This window comes from Paenirhodobacter sp. (genome assembly GCF_047600745.1).
In the GTDB taxonomy this organism is placed as follows: domain Bacteria; phylum Pseudomonadota; class Alphaproteobacteria; order Rhodobacterales; family Rhodobacteraceae; genus Rhodobacter.
In genome coordinates this window covers 361,561-383,400 of sequence record NZ_JASGKI010000002.1, presented here as the reverse complement: position 1 = coordinate 383,400, position 21,840 = coordinate 361,561, and the positions used below count along the sequence as shown (strand labels likewise).

General features: G+C 64.6%; 20 protein-coding genes. 5 read left to right on the top strand and 15 right to left on the bottom strand.

The window, feature by feature from the left end; all coding sequences use genetic code 11:
* Window positions 1-70: 70 nt before the first annotated feature.
* From QM789_RS06245 to QM789_RS06215, 7 genes are all read right to left on the bottom strand, one after another.
* A complete protein-coding gene (locus QM789_RS06245; protein ID WP_420351098.1) occupies window positions 71-1,462 on the bottom strand; it encodes an FAD-binding oxidoreductase in 1,392 nt (463 codons plus the stop codon).
* A gap of 9 nt (window positions 1,463-1,471) precedes the next feature.
* The gene (locus QM789_RS06240) at window positions 1,472-2,905 is read right to left on the bottom strand and encodes an aldehyde dehydrogenase family protein (protein WP_420351097.1); all 1,434 of its coding nucleotides are present in this window, start codon (window positions 2,903-2,905) and stop codon (window positions 1,472-1,474) included.
* A 111-nt stretch (window positions 2,906-3,016) separates the two neighbouring features.
* Window positions 3,017-4,666 carry an electron transfer flavoprotein-ubiquinone oxidoreductase gene (locus tag QM789_RS06235; protein ID WP_420351096.1) on the bottom strand — a complete coding sequence of 550 codons (1,650 nt, stop codon included), beginning with the start codon at window positions 4,664-4,666 and terminating at the stop codon, window positions 3,017-3,019.
* A gap of 11 nt (window positions 4,667-4,677) precedes the next feature.
* On the bottom strand, window positions 4,678-6,066 hold the full coding sequence (locus QM789_RS06230; protein ID WP_420351095.1) for a Glu/Leu/Phe/Val family dehydrogenase: 1,389 nt from the start codon (window positions 6,064-6,066) through the stop codon (window positions 4,678-4,680).
* 8 nt (window positions 6,067-6,074) lie between these two features.
* Complete coding sequence (locus QM789_RS06225) at window positions 6,075-7,001, bottom strand: electron transfer flavoprotein subunit alpha/FixB family protein (RefSeq protein ID WP_420351094.1); 927 nt, start codon at window positions 6,999-7,001, stop codon at window positions 6,075-6,077.
* The gene (locus QM789_RS06220) at window positions 7,001-7,759 is read right to left on the bottom strand and encodes an electron transfer flavoprotein subunit beta/FixA family protein (protein ID WP_420351093.1); all 759 of its coding nucleotides are present in this window, start codon (window positions 7,757-7,759) and stop codon (window positions 7,001-7,003) included. Before QM789_RS06220 ends, QM789_RS06225 begins: the two co-directional genes overlap by 1 nt.
* A 160-nt stretch (window positions 7,760-7,919) precedes the next feature.
* Window positions 7,920-8,708, bottom strand: a complete 789-nt coding sequence (locus QM789_RS06215) for a DeoR/GlpR family DNA-binding transcription regulator (protein ID WP_420351092.1) — start codon at window positions 8,706-8,708, stop codon at window positions 7,920-7,922.
* A 177-nt stretch (window positions 8,709-8,885) separates the two neighbouring features.
* On the opposite strand from QM789_RS06215, the gene QM789_RS06210 reads away from it, so the two are divergent.
* The 5 genes from QM789_RS06210 (at window position 8,886) to surE (ending at window position 14,369) form a co-directional block, all read left to right on the top strand.
* On the top strand, window positions 8,886-9,725 hold the full coding sequence (locus QM789_RS06210) for an inositol monophosphatase family protein (RefSeq protein ID WP_420351091.1): 840 nt from the start codon (window positions 8,886-8,888) through the stop codon (window positions 9,723-9,725).
* A gap of 86 nt (window positions 9,726-9,811) precedes the next feature.
* Window positions 9,812-10,831 carry an ABC transporter substrate-binding protein gene (locus QM789_RS06205; protein ID WP_420351090.1) on the top strand — a complete coding sequence of 340 codons (1,020 nt, stop codon included), beginning with the start codon at window positions 9,812-9,814 and terminating at the stop codon, window positions 10,829-10,831.
* 87 nt (window positions 10,832-10,918) lie between these two features.
* Window positions 10,919-11,911 (top strand): ABC transporter ATP-binding protein, encoded by a 993-nt coding sequence (locus tag QM789_RS06200; protein WP_420351089.1) that lies wholly within the window; start codon window positions 10,919-10,921, stop codon window positions 11,909-11,911.
* Complete coding sequence (locus QM789_RS06195; protein WP_420351088.1) at window positions 11,908-13,581, top strand: ABC transporter permease subunit; 1,674 nt, start codon at window positions 11,908-11,910, stop codon at window positions 13,579-13,581. The genes QM789_RS06200 and QM789_RS06195 overlap by 4 nt, the downstream gene beginning before the upstream one ends.
* Window positions 13,582-13,604: 23 nt before the next feature.
* Window positions 13,605-14,369 carry a 5'/3'-nucleotidase SurE gene (surE, locus tag QM789_RS06190; protein WP_420351087.1) on the top strand — a complete coding sequence of 255 codons (765 nt, stop codon included), beginning with the start codon at window positions 13,605-13,607 and terminating at the stop codon, window positions 14,367-14,369.
* Here the strand turns inward: surE and QM789_RS06185 are convergent.
* The 8 genes from QM789_RS06185 to QM789_RS06150 form a co-directional block, all read right to left on the bottom strand.
* Window positions 14,366-15,385 (bottom strand): Ldh family oxidoreductase, encoded by a 1,020-nt coding sequence (locus QM789_RS06185; RefSeq protein ID WP_420351086.1) that lies wholly within the window; start codon window positions 15,383-15,385, stop codon window positions 14,366-14,368. The genes surE and QM789_RS06185 overlap by 4 nt on opposite strands.
* Window positions 15,386-15,411: 26 nt before the next feature.
* Window positions 15,412-16,185, bottom strand: a complete 774-nt coding sequence (locus QM789_RS06180; protein ID WP_420351085.1) for a maleate cis-trans isomerase family protein — start codon at window positions 16,183-16,185, stop codon at window positions 15,412-15,414.
* Window positions 16,186-16,217: 32 nt separating this feature from the next.
* Complete coding sequence (locus tag QM789_RS06175; protein ID WP_420351084.1) at window positions 16,218-16,934, bottom strand: ABC transporter ATP-binding protein; 717 nt, start codon at window positions 16,932-16,934, stop codon at window positions 16,218-16,220.
* Window positions 16,931-17,689, bottom strand: a complete 759-nt coding sequence (locus QM789_RS06170; protein WP_420351083.1) for an ABC transporter ATP-binding protein — start codon at window positions 17,687-17,689, stop codon at window positions 16,931-16,933. The genes QM789_RS06175 and QM789_RS06170 overlap by 4 nt, the downstream gene beginning before the upstream one ends.
* The gene (locus QM789_RS06165; RefSeq protein ID WP_420351082.1) at window positions 17,679-18,575 is read right to left on the bottom strand and encodes a branched-chain amino acid ABC transporter permease; all 897 of its coding nucleotides are present in this window, start codon (window positions 18,573-18,575) and stop codon (window positions 17,679-17,681) included. The genes QM789_RS06170 and QM789_RS06165 overlap by 11 nt, the downstream gene beginning before the upstream one ends.
* Window positions 18,568-19,461: a branched-chain amino acid ABC transporter permease gene (locus QM789_RS06160; protein WP_420351081.1), complete on the bottom strand. Its 894-nt coding sequence runs from the start codon at window positions 19,459-19,461 to the stop codon at window positions 18,568-18,570. Before QM789_RS06160 ends, QM789_RS06165 begins: the two co-directional genes overlap by 8 nt.
* Before the next feature lie 95 nt (window positions 19,462-19,556).
* On the bottom strand, window positions 19,557-20,657 hold the full coding sequence (locus QM789_RS06155) for an ABC transporter substrate-binding protein (protein ID WP_420351080.1): 1,101 nt from the start codon (window positions 20,655-20,657) through the stop codon (window positions 19,557-19,559).
* 270 nt (window positions 20,658-20,927) lie between these two features.
* Window positions 20,928-21,833 carry a 3-hydroxyacyl-CoA dehydrogenase family protein gene (locus tag QM789_RS06150; RefSeq protein WP_420351079.1) on the bottom strand — a complete coding sequence of 302 codons (906 nt, stop codon included), beginning with the start codon at window positions 21,831-21,833 and terminating at the stop codon, window positions 20,928-20,930.
* Window positions 21,834-21,840: the final 7 nt, after the last annotated feature.

Genomic DNA, 21,840 nt, shown 5'->3' with positions numbered 1-21,840 from the left:
GACTGTCTGAAACGATCCTGCCCCTCCGAAGCGGTGGACAAAATCAAGAATTGTGGCCCATCGACAAGATTTAATTGTCGATTACCGCGCCCGGGTTCATCGTGCCCCCGGGGTCCAGCGCGGCCTTCACGGCGCGCATCAGCCTGCGTTCGACCTCGGACCGCATCGCATCGGCCAGCGCGATTTTTGCCCGGCCCAGCCCGTGCTCCGCCGCGAAGCTGCCGCCCATATCGGTGGCGAGCTGCGCGAGTTGCAGGCCGATCTCCCGCTCCCGCCCCGCGAAATCCATCCGGCCTTCGGGGGCGGTCAGGTTGTAGTGGATGTTGCCATCCGCCAGATGCCCGAAGGGATTGATCCGCACATCGGGCACCAGCGCCCGGCACAGCGCATCCCCCCGCGCCACGAATTCGGCGATCCGGCCCGGCGGCACCGCGATGTCGTGCTTCAGTTGCGCCCCCTCCAGCCGCTGACCCTCGGGCTGTTCCTCGCGCAGGCGCCAGAAAGCCGCACGCTGCGCTTCGGACGCGGCCAGCGCACCGTCGAGGACAAGCCCCTCCTCCATGCCCCATTCCAGAACGGCGCCCAGAATATCGTCCAAAGGCACCTTGTCCGAGCCGCTCGCGACCTCCACCAGCAGATAGCAGCCGCCCCGCGTCTCCAGCGGATAGGCCAGGCCATGGACATGCTTCAGCGCCAGCGCCAGACCGAGTTCCGAGAAAAATTCCAGCCCGGTCAGGAACTCGCCCGCCTCGGCCCGCAGCCGCGTCCCGAAGCGCACCGCTGCCGCCTCGTCAGGCAAGGCGAGAAAGGCCGTGGCCCGCTGACGCGGCGCCGGAGACAGTTTCAGCACCGCGCGGGTCACGATCCCAAGCGTCCCTTCCGAGCCCACGAACAGGCGGCGCAACTGGTAACCGGCATTGTCCTTCTGCACCGCGCGCAGCCCGTTCCAGATAGTGCCGTCGGCCAAGACGACCTCTAGCCCTAGAACCAGATCGGCCATCATACCATAGCGGAATGCGTGGCTGCCGCCCGCATTGGTGCCGATCAGACCGCCGATCTGGGCCGAGCCTTCCGCGCCCAGATGCAGCGGGAACATCATGCCCGACCCTTCCAGCGCGCCATGCAGCGCGGCCAGCACCGCTCCCGCCTCGACCTCGACCGAGGCGCTGGCGACATCGGGCGGCGCGATCGCCGCCATCCGCGCCAGCGACAGGATGACACCCCCGGCCTGTCCCAGAACCGCGCCACCGCACAGCCCGGTATTGCCGCCCTGCGGCACGACCGGCACGCCGGCGGCATGGCAGGCCCGGACCACTGCGGCAACCTCGGCGGTCGAGGCGGGACGGGCAACCCCTAGCGGCACCTCGCCGTAGCGATCCAGCCAGTCACGCTGCCACGACGCGGCATCCGCGCCCTCGATCCAGCCCGAAGGGCCAAGGATCGTCTTCAGGTCCTGCTGCAAGCTCATCTCCTACCCCGCGAAGACATAGGCGGTCTTGACCGCGGTATAGAAATCCATCGCGATCCGGCCCTGCTCGCGCCCGCCCAGACTGGACGCGCCGCGCCCGCCGAAGGGCACATGGTAATCGACGCCAGCGGTCGGAAGGTTGACCATGACCATACCCGCTTTTGATTTGCGCCGGAACGCCGTCGCGTGTTTCAGCGACGCGGTGCAGATCCCCGAGGACAGCCCGAACGACGTGTCATTCGCCACCGCCAGCGCCTCGTCGAAATCCGCGACCCGGATGACCGAGGCGCAGGGGCCGAAGATCTCCTCGCGCGACGAACGCATCCGGTTCGTGGCGCCGACGAACAGCGCCGGGTTCTGGAAATATCCGGCCCGGTTCAACCGCTCGCCGCCGACGACCTCGCAGCCCTCGTCGGCCGCCAGCCGCACATAGTCGAGGTTACCCGCAAGCTGGCCCTCGGACACCACCGGCCCGATCTGCACGGCCTCGTCCAGCGGGTCACCGATCCGCAGCCCGGCCATCGCCTGCCGCATCCGGTCAACGAAGGCGTCATGGATCCGATCCTCGACGATCAGCCGCGAGGACGCCGTGCAGCGCTGCCCGGTCGAGAAAAAGGCACCGTTGAGGCAGGCATTCACGGCCAGATCCAGATCGGCATCGGCCAGCACCACCATCGGGTTCTTGCCGCCCATTTCGAGCTGGACCTTCTTCAGACCCTGGGCGCAGCCCATGGCGATGCCGCGCCCGACCCGCTCGGACCCGGTGAAGGAAATCGCAGCGATATCGGGATGTTCGACCAGCGCCTTGCCGATGACCGAGCCGCTGCCCATCACCAGGTTGAATACGCCTTTCGGACACCCCGCCTCGACAAGAATCTCGGCCAGCAGATGCGCGCAGCCCGGCGTCAGGTCGGCTGGTTTCAGCACGACCGCATTCCCCGCCGCCAGCGCCGGGGCGGTCTTCCAGACAGGAATGGCGATCGGAAAGTTCCAAGGGGTGATCAGGCCGACCACGCCCAGAGGCTCGCGCATCACGTCGACCTCGACCCCATCGCGGATCGAGGTCAGCTTCTCGCCGGGATTGCGCACCGCCTCGCCCGAGAAGAAATGGAACAGCTGCGCGGCGCGCAGGGCCTCCCCTGTGGCCTCGGCCAGCGTCTTGCCTTCCTCCCGCGCCAGCAGCCGACCCATCTCATCGTTGCGGGCCAGCAGCATGTCGCCCGCCCGGCGCAGCACATCCGATCGTAGCTGCGGCGAGGCGGCAGCCCATCCCGGCTGGGCGATCTTCGCCGCCTCGACGGCGCGGGCCACGTCATCGGCTTCGGCACGGGCATAGAGGCCGATCACCTCGTCCGGGTTGGCCGGATTGCGGTTCTCACTGAAGGTCTGCGGCGAAACCCATTCGCCGCCGATCAAGTTGCGCTTACAGTCCTGCATGCCTGCCTCCTGCTGTCGGGCAAGGATTTGCCTCAAGAAACTGGCAGGATTATTCCCGATCCTCGGCGAGCAGACCGCCAAGAAGGGTTGACGATCGACAAGTTTCCCTTGTCACATATTCGGGTAATTCGGCCCGTCTGCGCCTTGGGGTGTTGTCCAGTTGATGTTCTGGCTGGGATCCTTGATGTCGCAGGTCTTGCAATGTACGCAGTTCTGGAAGTTGATCTGGAAGCGCGGGCCACCCTCGCCCTCCAACACCTCATAGACCCCGGCCGGGCAGTAGCGCTGCGCGGGCTCGGCGTAGAGCGGCAGGTTCACCGTGATCGGCGCCGAGGGATCGCGCAGCTTCAGGTGGCAGGGCTGGCTTTCCTCGTGGTTGGTGAAGCTGAACGCCACGTTGGTCAGCCGGTCGAAGGACAGTTTCCCGTCCGGGCGCGGGTAGTCGATGGGCTGGAAATCGGCGGCCTTGCCGGTGGCCTGCGCATCTGTCTTGCCGTGCTTCCAGGTGCCCAGCGGGTTCCAGCCGGTCAGGTTCGCCACCCACATGTCGAAACCGCCAAGCGCCAGCGAGGGCCACAGCCCCAGCTTCGACCAGACCGGCTTGACGTTGCGCACCGGCTTCAGGTCGCGGGCGATGGCCCCGGTGCGCACCTCGGCCTCGTAATCGGTCAGCTCGTCGCCCGCGCGCCCGGCGGCGATGGCCGCAGCCGCCGCCTCGGCCGCGGCGATGCCGGACAGCATGGCGTTGTGGTTGCCCTTGATGCGCGGCACGTTCACCAGCCCGGCCGAGCAACCCAGAAGCGCCGCCCCCGGCACCGTCAGCTTCGGGATCGACTGCCAGCCACCCTCGGAGATGGCGCGGGCGCCGTAGGCCACGCGCTTGCCGCCTTCCAGCAGTTCCGCGACCAGCGGATGGTGCTTGAAGCGCTGGAACTCCATGTAGGGATAAAGGTAGGGGTTGGTATAGTTCAGGTGCACGACGAAGCCGACAAGCACCTGGTTTCCCTCAAGATGATAGATGAAGCTGCCGCCGCCGGCGTTCCTGCCCAGGGGCCAGCCCATGGTATGCGTTACCGTGCCGGGACGAGCCTTTTCGGCCGGAATCTCCCAGATTTCCTTCATGCCGAGGCCGAATTTCTGCGGCTCGTGGCCTTTGGAGAGGTCGTATTTGCCGATCAGTTCCTTGGCCAGAGAGCCCCTCACACCCTCGGCGATCAGCACATATTTGCCGCGCAGCTCCATGCCGGGCTCGTAGGCCGGGCCGGGGGTGCCGTCGGCATTGAGCCCCATCTCGCCGACGACGACACCCGCCACGCGACTGCCCTCGTAGACCAGCTGCGAGCAGGCCATGCCGGGGAAGATTTCCACCTCCAGCGCCTCCGCCTGTTCGGCCAGCCAGCGGCAGACGTTGCCCATGCTGACGATATACTTGCCGTGGTTCGACATCAGCGGCGGCATCGGCCAGTTCGGGATCCGTATCTGGCCCTGTTCGCCGAGGATATAGAAATTGTCCTGAGTGACTTCGGTGGTGACGGGCGCGCCCCTGTCCTTCCAGTCCGGGATCAGCCGGTCGAGGCCCGAGGTGTCCAGGACCGCGCCCGAGAGGATATGCGCGCCGATCTCGGACCCCTTCTCCAAGAGCACGACCGTCAGCTCGGGGTTCACCTGTTTCAGCCGGATCGCCGCCGACAGACCCGCAGGCCCGCCGCCAACGATCACCACGTCATACTCCATCGACTCGCGTTCTGGCTGGTCGAGCATGGTCTGGTCCCCTAGATTCCGAGGTCGCGATAGGCGTTGGCGACTTCTTCGATGGCGAGCACATAGCCCGCGCGGCGGAGGGAGCCGAGTTCGGGCTGTTCGGCCAGCCTCTGGGCGATGCGGCGATAGGCGGCGCGGATCATCTCCTCAAGGCCCGAGCGCACCAGGTCAAGCTCCGACCCGGAGTCAGCCAGATCGGACCGCACGCGCGAGGGGATCGCCTGGCTCGTTGCCGACTGGATCAGGTCCGCCACATGCGAGAAGCGGCGCTGCGTGATCCGCCGCTCCATCAGACCAAAGGGCATATGCGTCAGGTTCTTGACCCATTCGAAATAGCTGACGATCACGCCCCCCGCATTGGCGCAGAGGTCTGGGATGACGGTGATGCCGCGCTCCCACAGGATCCGGTCGGCCTCGAAATCAATCGGCCCGTTGGCGGCCTCGATGACGATCCGCGCCTTGATCCGCGCGGCATTCTCGCTGGTGATGACATTCTCCAGCGCCGCCGGGATCAGGATGTCGCAGTCCGTGCAAAGCGCCTCGGGCGTGACCGGTTGCACCTCGGCGCCGCCGAAACCGGCCAGCGCGCCGCCCTGCGCCAAGTGGGCGCGCAGCGCTGCGATGTCGATGCCGTCCTCGCGGAACAGAAAGACGTCGCGCTCGATGATGCCGGTGATGTGGGCGCCGTATTCCTCGGCCAGCACATGGGCGGCATGCGAGCCGACATTGCCGAAGCCCTGGATGACGATCCGTTTGCCCGCCAACCCTTCGGCCCCGCAATGTTCGGCCAGCACATAGGCCACGCCGCGCCCGGTCGCCTCGGTCCGCCCGGCGATGCCGCCGCGCGACAGCGGCTTGCCGGTGACGCAGGCCGCCGCGTTCAGCGTTTCCAGAGGCGAAATCCGGCGATATTCATCCGCCATCCAGGCCATCTCGCGCTCGCCCGTGCCCATATCGGGCGCCGGGACGTTGCGGCCCGGGCTGATCAACCCGCGCCGGGCCAGTTCCTGCGTGAAGCGGCGGGTGATCTTTTCCAGTTCCAGTTCGGTCCATTCACGCGGATCTATGCAAAGTGCGCCCTTCGAGCCGCCAAAGGGCACGCCTGCGACTGCGCATTTCAGCGTCATCAGCGCCGCCAGAGCCTCGACCTCTTCACCGGTAGCGTCCGGCGCGTAGCGGATCCCGCCCTTGACCGGCTCGATCTGTTCGGAATGCACCGCGCGCCAGCCGGTGAAGCTGATCAACTCGCCGCGCAGCCGGACGCCGAAGGTCACCCGATAGATCGAGTTCGTGGCCTTGATCCGCTCGGCCAGCCCCTTGGGCAGGGTCATATGCGCAAAGGCGCCGTCGAAATGCGCACCGACGCTGGCGAGGAACGATGTGATCCGGGTATCCGTCATGGCTTCCCCTACAGCTTCTGTGTCAGTTCTGGGACATTGGTGAACAGGTCTCCGACCAGCCCGTAATCGGCGACCTGGAAGATCGGCGCCTCCCCGTCCTTGTTGATCGCAACGATCACCTTGCTGTCCCTCATCCCCGCAAGGTGCTGGATCGCGCCCGAGATGCCGACCGCGACATACAAGTCCGGCGCCACCACCTTGCCGGTCTGGCCCACCTGCCAGTCGTTCGGCGCATAGCCCGAATCCACCGCCGCGCGGCTTGCCCCCACCGCGGCCCCGAGCTTGTCAGCAAGTGCCTCGATGATGGCAAAACTCTCCTTCGAGCCCAGACCGCGGCCGCCCGAGACCACCCGCTTGGCCGAGGTCAGCTCGGGGCGGTCGCTCTCGGCTACCTCGTCGGCAACCCAGGCCGACAGGCCCGGATCGGCGGCGGCGGCGGTCTCCGCCACGCTGGCCAAACCGCCCTCGCCCGCCGCGTCGAAGCTCGCTGTGCGGATGGTGAAGACCTTCCTGGCATCCTTCGAGCGCACCACCTGAATGGCGTTGCCCGCATAGATCGGCCGTTCGAACGTGTCCGCGTCGATCACGGCCGAGACGTCCGACAGCACCATCACGTCGAGAAGCGCCGCCACGCGCGGCATGACGTTCTTGGCGTCCGTGGTCGCCGGGGCGGCGATGTGGTCGTAATCACCGGCAAGGCCCACGATCAGCGCCGCCGTCGGCTCGGCCAGGCGGTGGCCGTAGAGCGCGTTTTCCGCGACCAGAACCCTGGCGACGCCGGCGATCTTTGCCGCCTCCTCACCCGCGGCGCGGGCCGAGGCGCCGGCGCAGAGCACCGTGACATCGCCCAGGCCCTTGACCGCACCCACCGCCTTCGCCGTCGCGTCACGGTTCAGCACCCCGTTCGTCACTTCCGCAACCAGAAGAACAGCCATCAGATCACCCCCGCTTCCTTCAGCTTGCCGACCAGTTCGTCCACCGAGCCGACCTTGATGCCGGCCTTGCGGCCCTCGGGCTCGCGCACCGAGACCACCTCCAGCCGCGGCGAGACGTCGACGCCGTAATCGGCGGCGGCCTTCTCATCGAGCAGCTTCTTCTTGGCCTTCATGATGTTCGGCAGCGAAGCGTAGCGCGGCTCGTTCAGGCGCAGGTCGGCGGTGATGATGGCGGGCAGCTTGACCTCAATGGTCTGCAACCCGCCGTCCACCTCGCGGGTGACCTTGGCCGCCTCGCCCTCGATCTCCACCTTGCTGGCGAAGGTCGCCTGCGCCCAGCCCAGGATCGCCGCCAGCATCTGGCCGGTGGCGTTCATGTCGTTGTCGATCGCCTGCTTGCCGGCGATGACGAGCTGTACGCCTTCCGCCCTGGCCACCGCGGCGAGGATCTTCGCCACCGCCAAAGGCTCGATGTCCTGCTGCACATCGTCCGTAGCGGTGACGAGAATGGCGCGGTCGGCGCCCATCGCCAGCGCGGTGCGCAGCGTCTCCGCCGCCTGCTTGACACCGATCGAGACGGCGATGACCTCCTCGGCCCGGCCCTTCTCCCTCAGCCGGATCGCCTCTTCCACCGCGATCTCGTCGAACGGGTTCATCGACATCTTCACATTCGAAAGGTCGACACCAGACCCGTCACCCGTCACACGGACCTTCACATTGTAATCGACAACCCGCTTCACCGGAACGAGAACCTTCATCGGCCGCTTCCTCTTTCTGCCTTGCTCGCCACGAGAGCCTAAGCAGAAGGCTGCCGCAAAACAGAAAAGAACGTCCGAAAAAGGGCAAGAATTACTTGTCCATTGATACGCTCAGCCAATCAGCAGCCAGCCGGAATGGCTCTCGCCCAGAGGTTGGCCGTCAGCTATCCGCAACGATGACATGCGGTATTGCCTCCCTCAAGGCGTCAAACCCGGGGCGTTCCCTGGCACGGGCATCGACCACAAGATGATCGATTTCGGCGGTAGGACAGAAGCAGGCGCGGGTCACCACTCCAACCTTGGAGTGGTCGGCAAGAATTGCCACCTGCGCCGATTGTCGAACCATCGCCTCAGCGATTTCGGCACTGTGCAGGAAATGGTTCATCGCTCCAACCGAAGCCTCGATGCTCCAGGGCGCGATCAGCGCGATATCGGCGCGGTAGCTGTTGACGTGGGCGACCGTCGCGCCACCCCAGGTTTCCAACGGATCGCGCTTGACTGCGCCGCGCAGCAACTGGACGCGGATGTCGCCCAGTGCGTCATCGGGAGCCGGGGCTAGCCGGGCCGCAACATCCAGCGAATTGGTGATCACGGTCAGATCGGTCAGCCCGGTCGGGCCGGCCAGCACCTCGGCCATAATCGTGGTGGTCGAGCCCGCATCCATGAAGATGGTCTGGTGGCTTTTCACCAACGAAAGTGCGGCCACGCAGATCGCACGCTTCTCCCGCAGGCGTTGCGTCACGCGCACCCCGAAATCCAGATCCTCGGTCTCCACCGGAACAGCACCACCGCGCACCCGTCGCAAGGCTCCCGCCTGCTCCATCTCCATCAGGTCGCGGCGTACGGTTTCCCGCGAAACACCGAAATCCTCGACGATGCGGTCAACTGACACCTGCCCGAAGGAGGCCAGCATGGCACGGATCTTCTGATGGCGTTCTTCCTGCCACATGGGCCCTCCACAGCATCAGCCATCATTTACACATTTCGCCGCATTCGCCAATTGGAATAAAAAACACATTTTGACACTAACGCCATATTTTGGCACATTGAGGAGCGACGGGGCGATTCTCCTGTCAAGCCCCCGGCCAGAGGACGGCAACATATCCGTGCAGCAAGAAAGGCCCAGATGACCCAGCACCGATTCCCCGGCCCTCCGGTCAGCGACGACCATATCGTCTTTGCCACCGAACTGGCCGACACAGCTCGACACCTGCTGCTGCACGAGATTGGCAGTCGCCCCGAGGGCTCATTCAAACCTGACCGCAGCTTCGTCACCCAGACCGACCTTCTGATCGAGGTGCGACTGCGCGAAATGATACACGCGCGCTTTCCGGGTCATGGCATCATCGGCGAAGAGCACGGGCGGCAGAACGCAGGGGCCTCGCATGTCTGGGTGCTGGACCCGATCGACGGGACAGCACAGTTCATCGCCGGCATGCCGGTCTATGGCACGCTGATCGCGCTGGCGGTGGAAGGCGTGCCTATCCTGGGACTGATCGACATTCCAGCCATCGACGCACGCTGGCTTGGCGCATCTGGACAACCCACGAAACAGAATGGAGAAATCGTCACTGTCCGCCGCTGTCAGGCGCTGGATCAGGCGATCATGACGAACAGCAACCAGGACTATATGAGCCCTGCCGAGCGTCGTGCGCTGGACCGCCTGCGTGGCGGGACCGCCACCCGCGTTTATGGTGGCGCCAGCCTGAATTATGGGCTGCTTTCCTCGGGGCGGACCGATCTGGCACTGGATGCGGGCCAACAGATCTATGACTTTGCTCCCTTCCGCCCCATCGTTGAGGGCGCGGGGGGCACCATAACGGACTGGTCAGGCCGCCCGCTGACGCTGGAGAGCGACGGTCGCCTTCTTGGCGCGGGTGATGCCGTGTTGCACCGGGCCGCACTGGAAGAAATCCGGGCGCTGGATCTGGACGCCGCAGTCCCGGACACGACAGGCGCCAGCTGACCACGCCGCAGCAACAGACCGTCCACACCAAAGGTGAGACGGAAAGATGGCGGACAACAGCCGCCGCAACCCTCAGGGAGACGACCATGACCGACAGAAGCAAGAAGTTGGCCACTATATTGGCCGCGGGGGTGGCAATGACCAATTTTGCCACATTCCTGCATGCGGGCGAAATCACCATCTATTCCGCGCTGGAAGAAGAGGAGATCAACCAATTCGTCGAGAAGGCTCGGGAAGAAATTCCCGAGATCACGCTGAACGTGCTGCGGCTCTCGACAGGCAACCTGACAGCCCGCCTGCTAGTCGAGGCCGAGAACCCGCAAGCCGATGTCGTGCTCAGCCTGCCCGTTACCAATATCATGAACCCCAATATCCTGAATATCTTCGAGCCTTATGCACCCAAAGGGATCGAACAGGTACCCGAGCAGTTCCGCGACCCTGAAAACCGCTGGTTCAGCCTTGCGGGCTATATGGAAGTGTTCTGCGTGAACACGGACCGGATCGAGAGACTGGGCCTGCCGATCCCCACCTCATGGGAGGAGCTGGCCGATCCGAAATACAAGGGCGAGGTGGTGATGCCGGATCCGCTGTCCTCGGGCGTAGGCTTCATCGTGGTGGCCAGCCTGGCCAACGGGTTGGGCGAGGAAAAGGGCTGGGACCTGCTCGGGCGAATGTCGCAGAACATGGCGCAATACACAAATTCGGGTTCGCGCCCCTGTCGCATGGCGCAGACCGGCGAATACAGCATCGGCGTCAGCTACGAGGTTCCCGCGATCCAGGCGATCGACGAGGGATATCCGATGCAGATGGTCATCCCCTCGGACTTGGCTGGCTATGAAATTTCGGGGATCGGCCTGCTGAAGGGCTCGAAAAACGAGGGCGACGCCAAGGCTTTCCTCGACTGGATGCTGACGAAAAGCCCGCTAGACATCTATCAGTCGCTGAAGCCCGTCACCACCATCCCGCGCGAGGCGTCCACAGAGGCGGAACAAAAGGCCGGCATGCCGACGGACCTGTCCTCGGTTTTGGCACCGATGGATTTCGGCGCAATCGCAAGTCAGCGCGACGCGATGCTTGCCCGCTGGACCAGCCTGATCGGCAAATAACCGTAACGACCGGAATCCCCGATCACCGAGGCCCCGATCACGGGGTTTCGGATCATCGGGTCCGGGCTCTTGCACAGGGAAAACCACATGCTCGACATCAAGGGCCTTTACAAGAACTACGGGGAATTTCGCGCGCTCAGCGACATCAATATCAGTGCCGAAAGCGACGAATTCGTCTGTCTTCTGGGGCCGAGCGGCTGCGGCAAGACCACGCTTCTGCGCATCATAGCGGGACTGGAAGAATACCAGCAAGGCACGATCACGCTGGATGGACGCGACCTGAACAGCATCGAGGTACGGGACCGGGGCTTCGGTATCGTTTTCCAATCCTATTCATTGTTTCCGAACATGACCGTAGCGCGGAATATCGGCTATGGATTGAAGCTGCGGGGTCATGACAAGGCGACGATCAGCGCCAAAGTGGATTCGCTGCTTCAACTGCTGGGGTTTCCGCATCTGGCAGGACGCTATCCTCATGAATTGTCGGGCGGCCAGCAGCAGCGCGTTGCCATCGGCCGGGCGCTGGCGGTCGACCCCTCGCTTCTGCTTCTGGACGAGCCGCTATCGGCCCTGGACGCCAAGGTCCGCCATGAGATGCGGGACGAGATACGGCAATTGCAGCGGCGGCTACGCATCCCTACGATCATGGTCACGCATGACCAAGACGAGGCCCTGAGCATGGCCGACAAAGTCGTCTGCATGAACCACGGCCTTGTTGAACAGGTCGGCACACCGCAAGATCTGTATTTCCGACCGAGAACGAAATTCGTAGCCGGCTTCATCGGCACCAGCAACTTCTTCGACCGGGCCGAGGCAAGCACGCTGTTCGGCGTTAGCGACAATGCCGGAACGGCCGAACACCTGTTCGTGGCCCGCCCCGAAGAACTGAGTCTGCGTGCCGATGAAGGCGCCGAGGCGATGGTCGAGGACATCACCTTTCTCGGCAAGGTCAGCCAGGCACAGATCCGCTGGCGCGACCGCACCATCCTGGGCGAAATCCGCCTGGGCGAGCGATTGCGCCCCGGCGATTGCGTGGCGGTTGGCCTGCTGCCCGAAGCCGGGCGTTGGGTGGCGCCATGAACAGCCCCGCCCGCCGCGGCCTGCTGGAACGCCTGGCCCGCAACGACCGTGCCATCACCGCGCTGCTGCTGGCCGTCCCCCTGAGCATGCTGACGCTGTTCTTCCTGTATCCCTTGTTTGGCATCATCCGCCGCGCGCTGACCGGTGCCGAGGGGATGGGGCTGGGCAACTTCGCCCGCGTGGCCAGCCTGCCGCATATCCCGCGTGTGATCCTGAACAGCGTAACCGTCGGCCTTGCCACGACCTTCGTCTGCATCACGCTAGGCTTTGCCATCGCCTTCATGCTGCACCGCACCCGGATCCCGGGCAAGAACCTGGTGCGGTTGGCGCTGATCCTGCCCCTGCTGGCGCCCTCGCTGGTGCAGGCACTTGGGCTGATCTTCATGTTCGGCCGCAACGGGCTGGTGAACAACTGGCTTGGCCTGGATATCCAGATCTACGGCTTCTGGGGCCTGCTGCTGGCGAATTGCATGTATGCCCTGCCGCAGGCGGTGATGATCATCGAAGCCTCGCTGCGCCGCTCAGATGCCCGAATCTACGAGGCATCGCTGCTGATGGGCGCCTCGCGCTGGCGTAGGTTCATCGACATCACCCTGCCGGCAACGAAATTCGGGCTGATCAGCGCGGCCTTCGTCATCTTCACCGTCTCGATCACCGATTTCGGCAATGCTGCGGTGATCGGCGGCAATTTCCAGGTGCTGGCGATGGAGATCTATACTCAGGTCGTCGGCCAGATGGATTTCAACATGGGCGCGGTCGTCGGCATCATGCTGCTGCTGCCGACGCTGCTGGCGGTCTATATCCAGCGCATCGCCAACCAGCGCCAGTTCGGCGGCAGTTCGGAAAGCGCGATCCCGGTGCAACCGGACCGGGTGTTGGGCCGCGACATCCCTCTGGCCGCTGTAGTCTATGTAACGGCGGGCGTGGTCGCACTGATCGTGGCGACTGTGGTCTTTGCCAGCTTCGTGCGGCTCTGGCCTTACCGGATGGAGCTGACGCTGGCGAATTACAACATCTCGATGGCGGGCGGATACAGCTCGCTGTGGTCCACGCTGCTGATCTCGTTCGAGACGGCGCTGATCGGCTCGGTGCTGCTGTTCATGCTCGCGTTGGCGCAACGCGAGCTCAGCGCCAGCATGGCACGGCTGGTCTACTTTCTGGCAATCGTGCCGGTGGGCGTGCCGGGGCTGGTGCTGGGCCTGTCCTATGTGCTGTCCTTCAATGTTCCCGGTCCGGTGATTGGAGCGCTTTACGGCAGCAGTTTCCTGATCGCGATCTGCAACTTCTACCACTACCATTCGCAGGGCTTCCTGACGATGGTGACGGGCATCCGTGCGGTGCCTCAGCGGCTTGAGGAAACCGTGCTCTGCCTGGGTGGCAACAACCTGCACCGCCTGCGCGACACCATCCTGCCTTTCATGGCGCCTACCTTGGTATCGGTGTTCTTCTTTCTCTTCATGCGGGCGATGGTCACCTTGTCGGCGATCATCTTCCTTGTCAGCCCGCAGCTCTCCGTCGCCGCTGTAACTGTGGTGAGGCTGGATCAGGCGGGGCGAAGCACACAGGCCGCCGCCTTCTCGGTCTGCATCATGCTGTCGGTGCTGATGGCCATGCTGGCCATGCGCCTGTCGATGCGACTGATCACGCACCGGGCCGCAACGGCTCAATGACTTTCTCAGAACAGGAACGAACCATGAGAATTCTTCTCGCCAACGACGATGGCATCCAATCCGAAGGCTTCGCCGTGCTCGAAGACATCGCTCGCGAGTTGGGCGACGAGATCTGGTGCGTCGCGCCCGAGGCGGATCGCAGCGGGCTGGCGCATTCGCTAACGCAGCTTGAGCCTCTGCGACTGCGCAAGCTGGCGGAACGCCGCTACGCCCTGCGCGGCACTCCCGCCGATTGCGTCATCGTCGCTATTCGCGAATTGATGCCCGCCCTTCCGGACCTGATCCTGTCGGGCGTCAACTCGGGAGTGAACATCGCCGACGACATCAACTATTCCGGCACCATCGGCGCCACGATCGAGGGTGCACTGTTCGGTATCCCCTCGATCGCACTGTCACAGCACTACGAGATCGTGGACGGCGAACGCCACTTCAATTGGGAGATCAGCCGCCGCAAGGCGCCCGGCCTGATCCGCCGCCTGCTGGATCTGCCGCATGTCGACGGCACGTTCTACAACATCAACTTTCCGCACTGCCGGCTGGAAGAGCTACAACCGCCGCGCGTGGTCGAACAGGGGCGCCGGGCGCATGGCTATCAGGTGGACCGCCGCCTTGACGGCCGCGACTTTCCATATTTCTGGCTGAGGGCCGCGCATGAAAAAACCGACTACCTGCCCGGCAGCGATGCCGAAGCGATGGCGCAAAACGCCCCCAGCATCACGGCCCTCAAGATCGACATGACCGATCACACCCAGAACGCCCGGCTGAAAAGCCTCGACTTCTCCGGTTAGCTGTCGTCACCCCGTTGCAAGGCGTCAAGCCTGGCCAGTTCCCGAGGGCTAAGCTCGATGCCCTCGGCCAGCGCCTTGCTGCGGGCGGCGAAGCGGCGCTGCGACGGCAGGCGGGCGCCCTGCCCCACGATGGCCGAGAACAGCACTTCCGCCCGGTCCAGCGGATCGCCGGAACGGCCAGAGGCAAAGCGCTGCGGATCGAACGCCAGGATTAATTCGCCATGCCTGGGGAACAGGGCCGTGGTGCCCAGATAGTCCAGCGCGCCCCGACTGGTCAGATCGACGATCATCGCCCCGGCCAGAAGCTCGATCATGGTTGCGATGGCCGAGCCCTTGTGGCCGCCGAAGGGCAGCATGGCGCCTTGCAGGGCGCGGTCGGGATCGGTGGTCGGCTGGCCGTCTGAATCAATCGCCCAGCCTTCGGGTAGTGTGGTTCCCGCCCGGCGATGCAGCTCGATCTCGCCGCGCGCTGCGGCCGAGGTGGCAAAGTCGAAGACATAGGGCGGACCGTTCCGGCGCGGCCAGCCGAAGGCCAGCGGATTGGTGCCCAGAAGCGGGGCAGTGCCTCCACTGGGCGCAACCGTCGCATAGCTGGGACACATGGCCAGCGCCGCGAGTCCGTCATTGGTCAGAACCTCGACCTCGGGCCAGAGCGCCGAGAAATGCGTGCAGTCGTTTATGACCAGGGCCGCAACGCCCAGAGCCCTCGCCCGATCCGCCAGCACCGGGGCACCGAGCGCGAAGGCTGCTGGCGAGAAACCGCCCCGCGCATCGACGCGGATCACCCCGCTGCCGTCGTCTTGCAGGCTTGGCTCGGCATCGGGATTGACCTTGCCCGCCGCCAGCGTATTCAGACAACCGTCGATCCGGTAGATGCCGTGCGACTTGCAGGCGTCTCGTTCACCGGCGGTGATGACCCGCGCGACCGCACGCGACTGCGCATTGCAAAGACCAGCCCGGAGGAGGATCCCGGTCACGATCCCCTCAAGTTCGGAAACGGATATTCGCGTTGCCATTGTATCAACCTCCTCCGACCCGCGCCCTACAGCGTTTCAAAGAGCCTGCCATGCTGGGGCAGCTGGTCCCCGATGCCCGCCAGGCGCAGCATATGCCATGCCAGCGCATGGTTGCTGGAGGTGACGGGCTTGCCGATGACGGCTTCGACCCTGGCGGCGATCCGGGCCACACGCAGGCTGGTGCAGGACACGAAGACCGCATCGACCTGATCCGAACGCCCAAGCTCGATCATCGCAGCCTCGATCGCCTCGGGGGTGATGCGGGCGACGGTGTAATCGTCGGGCTGGTTGAACGAGCCCATGACCGGAACGTTTAACCCGCGCTGCTGGAATTGCTCGCGCAGCGAGGCGTTGATTTCGGGCAGATAGGGCGTCAGCAAGGCGATGCGGGGCGCCTTCAGTGCAGCCATCGCGGCAACGGCTGCGGTGACCGGGTCGGTGACCTTGGCCTCGGGTCGAACCGAGGCAACGCGGGCCGCGACGTTTCCTTCTCCAATCACCAACGCGCCGGAAGTGCAGCCGAACCCGATCGAGGCGAAATCCACTGCCGGCAACAGCCCGGCGGCGACGGGAATATGCGTCTCCATCAGCTTCAGCTTTTCGGGCGTGATCTCGGCCGGGGATTCCAGCCGCGCACCATAGAGGGCCACGCCCTCAGGCAGGATATGGCGGAATTCGTCCTCGATGGTCAGGTCGGTTTGCAGGACCAGCAGGCCGATATTCGCCCGGCTGCCGATACCGGCATCCGTCTTGTAGGCCATGCCGGTCAGGTTGGTAACAAGGTCAGTTTCTTGCAACATGTTTGGTTCTTTCACAATGAACGGCGCGGGCCTTACGGCTCGCCGCCCAGATAGAGGTGGCGCATGGCCGGGTCGGCCAGCAGGTCGGCGGCCCGGCCCTCAAGCGCGACCTGTCCAAGCGCCAAGACATAGGCCCGGTCGGCAACGCCAAGCGCTTCGAAGGCATTCTGTTCGACCATCAGGATGCACATGCCGGTGCGGTCGCGGATGCCCGCGATTGCCTCGAAAACCTCGTGCACCATCGCGGGCGACAGGCCGGCCGAGGGCTCGTCCAGAAGCAGCGTCGTGGGTTCCGCCACCAACGCGCGCGCCAGCGACAACAGCTGACGCTCGCCCCCCGACAGGGCCGACGCCTTGCGCCCCGCCTTCGTGGCCAGAGACGGATAGGCCGTCATTTGCGCGTCAAAGGCATCCTGGCGCCGCGCGGACGGCAGGAACCGGGCGCCCAGCATGATGTTTTCCGCAACCGTCAGCGACGGAAAAACATTGTCGGATTGCGGCACGAAACCCATGCGATGGGCGCGGACCTTTTCATTGGCGGGCACCGAGGTCAGGTCCTTGCCGTCGATGGACACCCGCCCTTCGCGCGGCTTCACGAAACCGGCCACGGTCTTCAGCAGGGTGGATTTGCCGCAGCCGTTCGGCCCCAGGATCGTCACGATCTCGCGCCCCTGAGCGTTCAGGCTGATGCCATGCAGGATGGCGGGACCGTCGCCATAGCCCGCAACCACGTTCGATACGTCGATCATGCCACGACCTCCATCCGCTTGGCCTTGCCCAGATAGGCCTCGACCACCCTTTCGTTCTCGGTCAGCGCCTCGGGGTGGCAATCGGCGATGATGCCGCCGCCATCCAGCACCACGCAGCGGTCGCAGAGCCCGCGCACGAAATGCATGTCATGCTCGACGATCAGGATGGTCACGCCGCTGGCCGCCACCTCGCGCAGGATCTGCACCATGCGTGTGCGCAGTTGCGGGTGAACGCCAGCGGTCGGCTCATCAAGGCACAGAAGCTGCGGCTTGCCCTGCAAGGCCACGGCGATGGAGAGCAGCTTCTTCTGCCCACCCGACAGCGCGCTGGCCGGAATGTCGGCAACGGGCCCAAGTGCACAGCGCTCGATCACCGCGGCCACGCGCCCGTCCCGGTCCGCGACCCGGCCGAGGACCGCACCGAGGCTGAAGGGCACGCGCTCCCCCGCCTCGATCAGCTCGCGCGGGGTCATCCGGTGCGGCATCGAGGGCAGCTGAAAGGTCCGCATCAGCCCGTGCTGCGCCACCTTATGCGCCGGAAGGCCGGTCATCTCCTGTCCGGCGAACAGGACACTGCCGCCGCTGGCCGGCTGGAACCCCGAGATCACCGACAGCAGCGTGCTTTTGCCCGAACCGTTGGGGCCAAGCAGGCCAACGATCTCGCCCTTGCCGACATTGAAGCTCACGTCCTTCAGGACCTGCAACATGCCGAAGGATTTGGCGACGTTGCGGATTTGCAGGATGTCATTTGCCATGGGTCGCGCCTCCGATCCGTTCGGGGATCAGCCCCTGGGGCCGCCAGAGAAGGAAGGTCAGCAGGCCGCCGCCAACCAGCGTCAGCCGCAACGCCGCCACATAATCCGAGGACAGGCCCAGGAAATCCTTGGCGAAGGGCACGAAGGCAAAGAGGAATTGCAGCAGGAACGCCCCGACCACGACGCCCAGGTTGTTTCCGGCGCCGCCGACCACGACCATGGCCCAGATCAGGAAGGTTTCCGCCGCGACCAGCTGATCCGGCCCGACGAAGGAAACGTAATGGGCAAAGATCACGCCGCCGATCGCCGCGATGCAGCCCGACATGACCAAGATCTGTGCCCGCAAGGCAACGGGGCTGTATCCCAGCGAAGCAGCCAGCAAGGGCTCTTCGCGCAGGATCTTCAGCGCCAGCCCGTAATGGCTGCGGGCCAGGCGCTGGCACAGCCAGAAGACCACCGCCAGCAACAGCAGGCAGGTGACAAGGGTCGCCAAAGCGGCTTCGCGGCGGTCCAGGGTGCCGAACAGCGGCGTCAGCCCGCTGATCCCCTGCGCACCGCCCGTCACGCCGTCGAATTCGCGCAGCAGGATGCGGCAGGCCTCGGCCACGGCCAGCGTGGCGATGCCCCAGTAATCGCCACCAAGATCGCGGCCCAAACGGGCGAACAGCAGCGCCACCGCGCTGGCCATCGCGATCCCGGCGGCGAACGCAGCCCAAAGCCCCATATGGCTGCTGAAGGCCAGCGCGGCCCCATAGGCTCCGGCACCGAACAGAATGATCTGGCCGAAATTCACCAGCCCGGTAATGCCGACCTGCAGGTTCAGGCTGAGCGCAACCACCGAATAGAGGCTGGCCATGACGCAGACATGGATCAGGAAATCAGACACGTTTCACCTCGCTGACCAGGATGCCGACCGGACGCACCAGCAGGATCAGCACCAGCAGCCCGAACGAAGCGACCGATGCGAAGCTGGCGGGCAGGAAGTAGAAATCCTGTCCTGCAAGCAGACCGAAATTGGTGTTGGTGACGAAGGTCTCGGCCAGGGCGATGATGATCGCGCCCAGCACCGCGCCCAAGGCATTGCCTAACCCGCCCAGGATGGCCGCGGCAAAGATCGGCAGTAGCATGTCCATGCCCAGTTGCGAGCTGGTCTCGCCCTTCAGCGCGATGGCGATGCCGCCAAGGGCCGCCATGACCCCGGAAATGACGATCACCGCATTGGTGACACGCCGAGTAGGAATACCCGTCGCCTCAGCCAGCACGCGATTGGTGGCCGTGGCGCGCATGCAGCGGCCAAGCCCGGTGCGGAACAGAACCAGCGCGAAGGCGGCAATGGCCAGCACGGTCAGGCCGACCGACAGCATCTGCACCTGCGTCAGGCTGACCCCACCCCAACGCAGCGGCGGCGCGATGGGCAGATCGAAGCGTTGCGGCCTTGGGCCGACCGTGACCAGAAAGGCGGCGGTAAAGATCATCGACAGCGCCAGCGAGCCGATCATGGCGATGGCCGGGCTGATCCTCAGCAGCTTTTCGAAGATCAGCACGCTCATGGCCAGGGCCAGAAGCCCGACAAGCGCACAGGCCACGATGATCGCAAAGGCAAGGGGCAGGCCGACCGCTTGCAGACCGACCGCGATCAATGCCCCCGAGGTCGCGTATTGCACCAGCGCGACATTGGGAAAACGGATAAGGGAATAGACACAGCTCAGCGCGAGGGCGATCAGGGACAGATCCACCGCGCGCAAAAGTGCATCCACCAGGAACTGAAACATCAGGCTTTCTCCGGCATGGTCCCGAAACCGTGGCGCTGGAGCTGCGGATCGGGGCGGGATGGACGGCGCCGGCGCGATGCCGGCGCCACGCGGGATCAACGGTTGACGGTCTTGCCGCCTTCGATCTTCTGCTTCAGATAGGGCTGCTTGCTGCGCTGACGGTCGGCATCGAAGGTGATGTTGCCGGTCGCACCTTCGTAACCGGCAGCGCCCAACTCGTTCAGGGCGGTGCGGATGGCCGCCGGATCGGTCGATCCGGCCTTCTCGATGGCCGCCGCAGCCAGCTTCGTCGCATCATAGGCATAGCCTGAGAAGCTGGTCACGAAGGGCTCGCCATAGGCGTCCTGATAGGCCTGCTCATAGGCCTGGCCGTTTTCGCCGACGAAGTTCAGGTCATAGCCGATCTGACCCTCGACGTAGGTCCGCTCGCTGTCCGAGGTACACATCGACAGGTAGCCCGCATACCACTGGCTCTGGTTCAGGCCCAGCTCATAGGCTTCGCGGTTGATGGTGGCCGCGTCCTTGCCATAGGCGGAATAGAAATAGGCATCCGGCTGGGTGCGCTGCATCTGCTGCAATTCGCGCCGATAAGAGGTCTGGCCCTCGGTATACAGCACCTCGGCGACGACCTCGCCTCCAAGTTCGGTCAGCGCCTTCTTGAATTCAGTCGCGACGCCCTGCCCAAAGGCGTTGTTCGGCGTGATGACCGCGATGCGGCGATAGCCCTGGTCGAACATGTCCTGCGCGGCGAAGGCGCTGGACACGTTGTCCAGGCCCAACAAGCTGAAACTGCCCTCGCCGATCTCGCGCACACGGCCGCTGCTGGAGCCGATGTTCAGATGCACCAGCCCTTCCTGCACCAGATAGGTGCCGACCGGAATGGTGATCCCGGAGGAATATTCGCCGATTACCACCGGCACCTTGTCCACTGTCACCAGCTTTTTCGCGGCATCCAGCGCCGAGGGAACCCGTGCGCCGGAATCCTCGATCACGACCCGAATGGGCTGGCCAAGCACGCCACCCGCATCGTTGATTTCCTTCAGCGCCAATTCGATGCCGCGGCGCTGATCCTCGCCCGCCGTCGCGCTTTCGCCCGACAAGGCAAGTACGGCCCCCAGCTTGATTTCCTGCGCCGAGGTGGCGCCTCCCCATGCGACAAGCGCCATCGCCGCCGCAAAAAGCGTCGTCTTCTTCATTTCAGTCTCCCTGTTATTTTGATTGATTCGTTTGCGCGGCCTACGCCCGGTCAACGATACAACATTCACAACATAAGTGAATACACTTTTTAATGCAGATGTGGATGCGGGTTATCATGCCCCCCGAACCGGCACATTGAATCAGCGACCAAAGCCTGGGTATCCGCCTCTTCCCCGGACAGCATCTGCGTGGGCGAGAGCGAGAAACGCAGCGCGTGCAGGGCACCCAGATCCACATCGGCCGGCGACGCGACCCCCTCGGCCAGCAATTCACGGATGGGTCGGGCGACCGCGATGCGCAGCCGGCGCGCAATGGTATCGGCCTTGTGTCCGGCCAGGGACGACGGTGTTTCGTCGAGAAGCCCATTTGTCATTTGCCGCCGCAAGCTCGCGCAGCTTCGCCGCAGGCTCGTAAAGCGCACCCAGATGCGCCAGGTTTTCCAGCGCATGCAACATGACCGGGGCGCCAACGATATTCATCGACGCAAAAGGCCCGAGAGGCTGGCCGAACAGGCCGCATGCGATCCGGTCGATCTGTGCGGGACTGCCCAATCCGTCCTCAAGGCAGCGCAGGGCCTCGTTCACATAAGGGCAGAAGAACCGATTGACGACAAAGCCGTTCGAATCGCGGCATTGCAGGGCGATCCGCCCGGTGGCTGACAGAAATTCCTTTGCCGCCTCAATGGCCTCTGGCGCGGTCTGGTCACCACGGACCAGTTCCACAAGCGGATTGATCTCGGCCGGGCTGAAATAGTGCAGGCCCAGAAAACGGTCGGGGTGAGTCAGCGCCTGCGCAATCTGCGAAACACGCAGGCAACTGGTATTGGTCGCAATCAGGCAATGCCGCGACACCACCGGCTCAAGCTCGGCCATCAGGGCCGTCTTGACATCCAGCCGCTCGAACACCGCCTCAATCACCAGATCGGCGGCGGCAACGTCCGAGAAGCTGGCACCCGTGCGCAGTGTGGCGCTGGCCACCCGCGCCTCGTCAGCGGTCATGCGACCCTTTTCCACTTGTCTGCCAAGATAGACGTCCAACCGCGCACGAGCAGCGTCCAGGGCCTGCCCGGAACGGTCGATCAGCAGCGTGGGCAGACCGGCCATCGCCGTGGTGATGGCAATGCCGGCGCCCATCGTCCCGGCACCGATGATGCCAACGGTTTCGATCTCGGCCATCAGGGCA

Bases quoted from the DNA above. Each gene is read 5' to 3' on its own strand.
- QM789_RS06240 (WP_420351097.1), bottom strand. From the start codon at position 2,905: ATGCAGGACTGTAAGCGCAACTTGATCGGCGGCGAATGGGTTTCGCCG.
- QM789_RS06235 (WP_420351096.1), bottom strand. From the start codon at position 4,666: ATGCTCGACCAGCCAGAACGCGAGTCGATGGAGTATGACGTGGTGATC.
- QM789_RS06230 (WP_420351095.1), bottom strand. From the start codon at position 6,066: ATGACGGATACCCGGATCACATCGTTCCTCGCCAGCGTCGGTGCGCAT.
- QM789_RS06225 (WP_420351094.1), bottom strand. From the start codon at position 7,001: ATGGCTGTTCTTCTGGTTGCGGAAGTGACGAACGGGGTGCTGAACCGT.
- QM789_RS06220 (WP_420351093.1), bottom strand. From the start codon at position 7,759: ATGAAGGTTCTCGTTCCGGTGAAGCGGGTTGTCGATTACAATGTGAAG.
- QM789_RS06215 (WP_420351092.1), bottom strand. From the start codon at position 8,708: ATGTGGCAGGAAGAACGCCATCAGAAGATCCGTGCCATGCTGGCCTCC.
- QM789_RS06210 (WP_420351091.1), top strand. From the start codon at position 8,886: ATGACCCAGCACCGATTCCCCGGCCCTCCGGTCAGCGACGACCATATC.
- QM789_RS06205 (WP_420351090.1), top strand. From the start codon at position 9,812: ATGACCGACAGAAGCAAGAAGTTGGCCACTATATTGGCCGCGGGGGTG.
- QM789_RS06200 (WP_420351089.1), top strand. From the start codon at position 10,919: ATGCTCGACATCAAGGGCCTTTACAAGAACTACGGGGAATTTCGCGCG.
- QM789_RS06195 (WP_420351088.1), top strand. From the start codon at position 11,908: ATGAACAGCCCCGCCCGCCGCGGCCTGCTGGAACGCCTGGCCCGCAAC.
- surE (WP_420351087.1), top strand. From the start codon at position 13,605: ATGAGAATTCTTCTCGCCAACGACGATGGCATCCAATCCGAAGGCTTC.
- QM789_RS06185 (WP_420351086.1), bottom strand. From the start codon at position 15,385: ATGGCAACGCGAATATCCGTTTCCGAACTTGAGGGGATCGTGACCGGG.
- QM789_RS06180 (WP_420351085.1), bottom strand. From the start codon at position 16,185: ATGTTGCAAGAAACTGACCTTGTTACCAACCTGACCGGCATGGCCTAC.
- QM789_RS06175 (WP_420351084.1), bottom strand. From the start codon at position 16,934: ATGATCGACGTATCGAACGTGGTTGCGGGCTATGGCGACGGTCCCGCC.
- QM789_RS06170 (WP_420351083.1), bottom strand. From the start codon at position 17,689: ATGGCAAATGACATCCTGCAAATCCGCAACGTCGCCAAATCCTTCGGC.
- QM789_RS06160 (WP_420351081.1), bottom strand. From the start codon at position 19,461: ATGTTTCAGTTCCTGGTGGATGCACTTTTGCGCGCGGTGGATCTGTCC.
- QM789_RS06155 (WP_420351080.1), bottom strand. From the start codon at position 20,657: ATGAAGAAGACGACGCTTTTTGCGGCGGCGATGGCGCTTGTCGCATGG.
- QM789_RS06150 (WP_420351079.1), bottom strand. From the start codon at position 21,833: ATGGCCGAGATCGAAACCGTTGGCATCATCGGTGCCGGGACGATGGGC.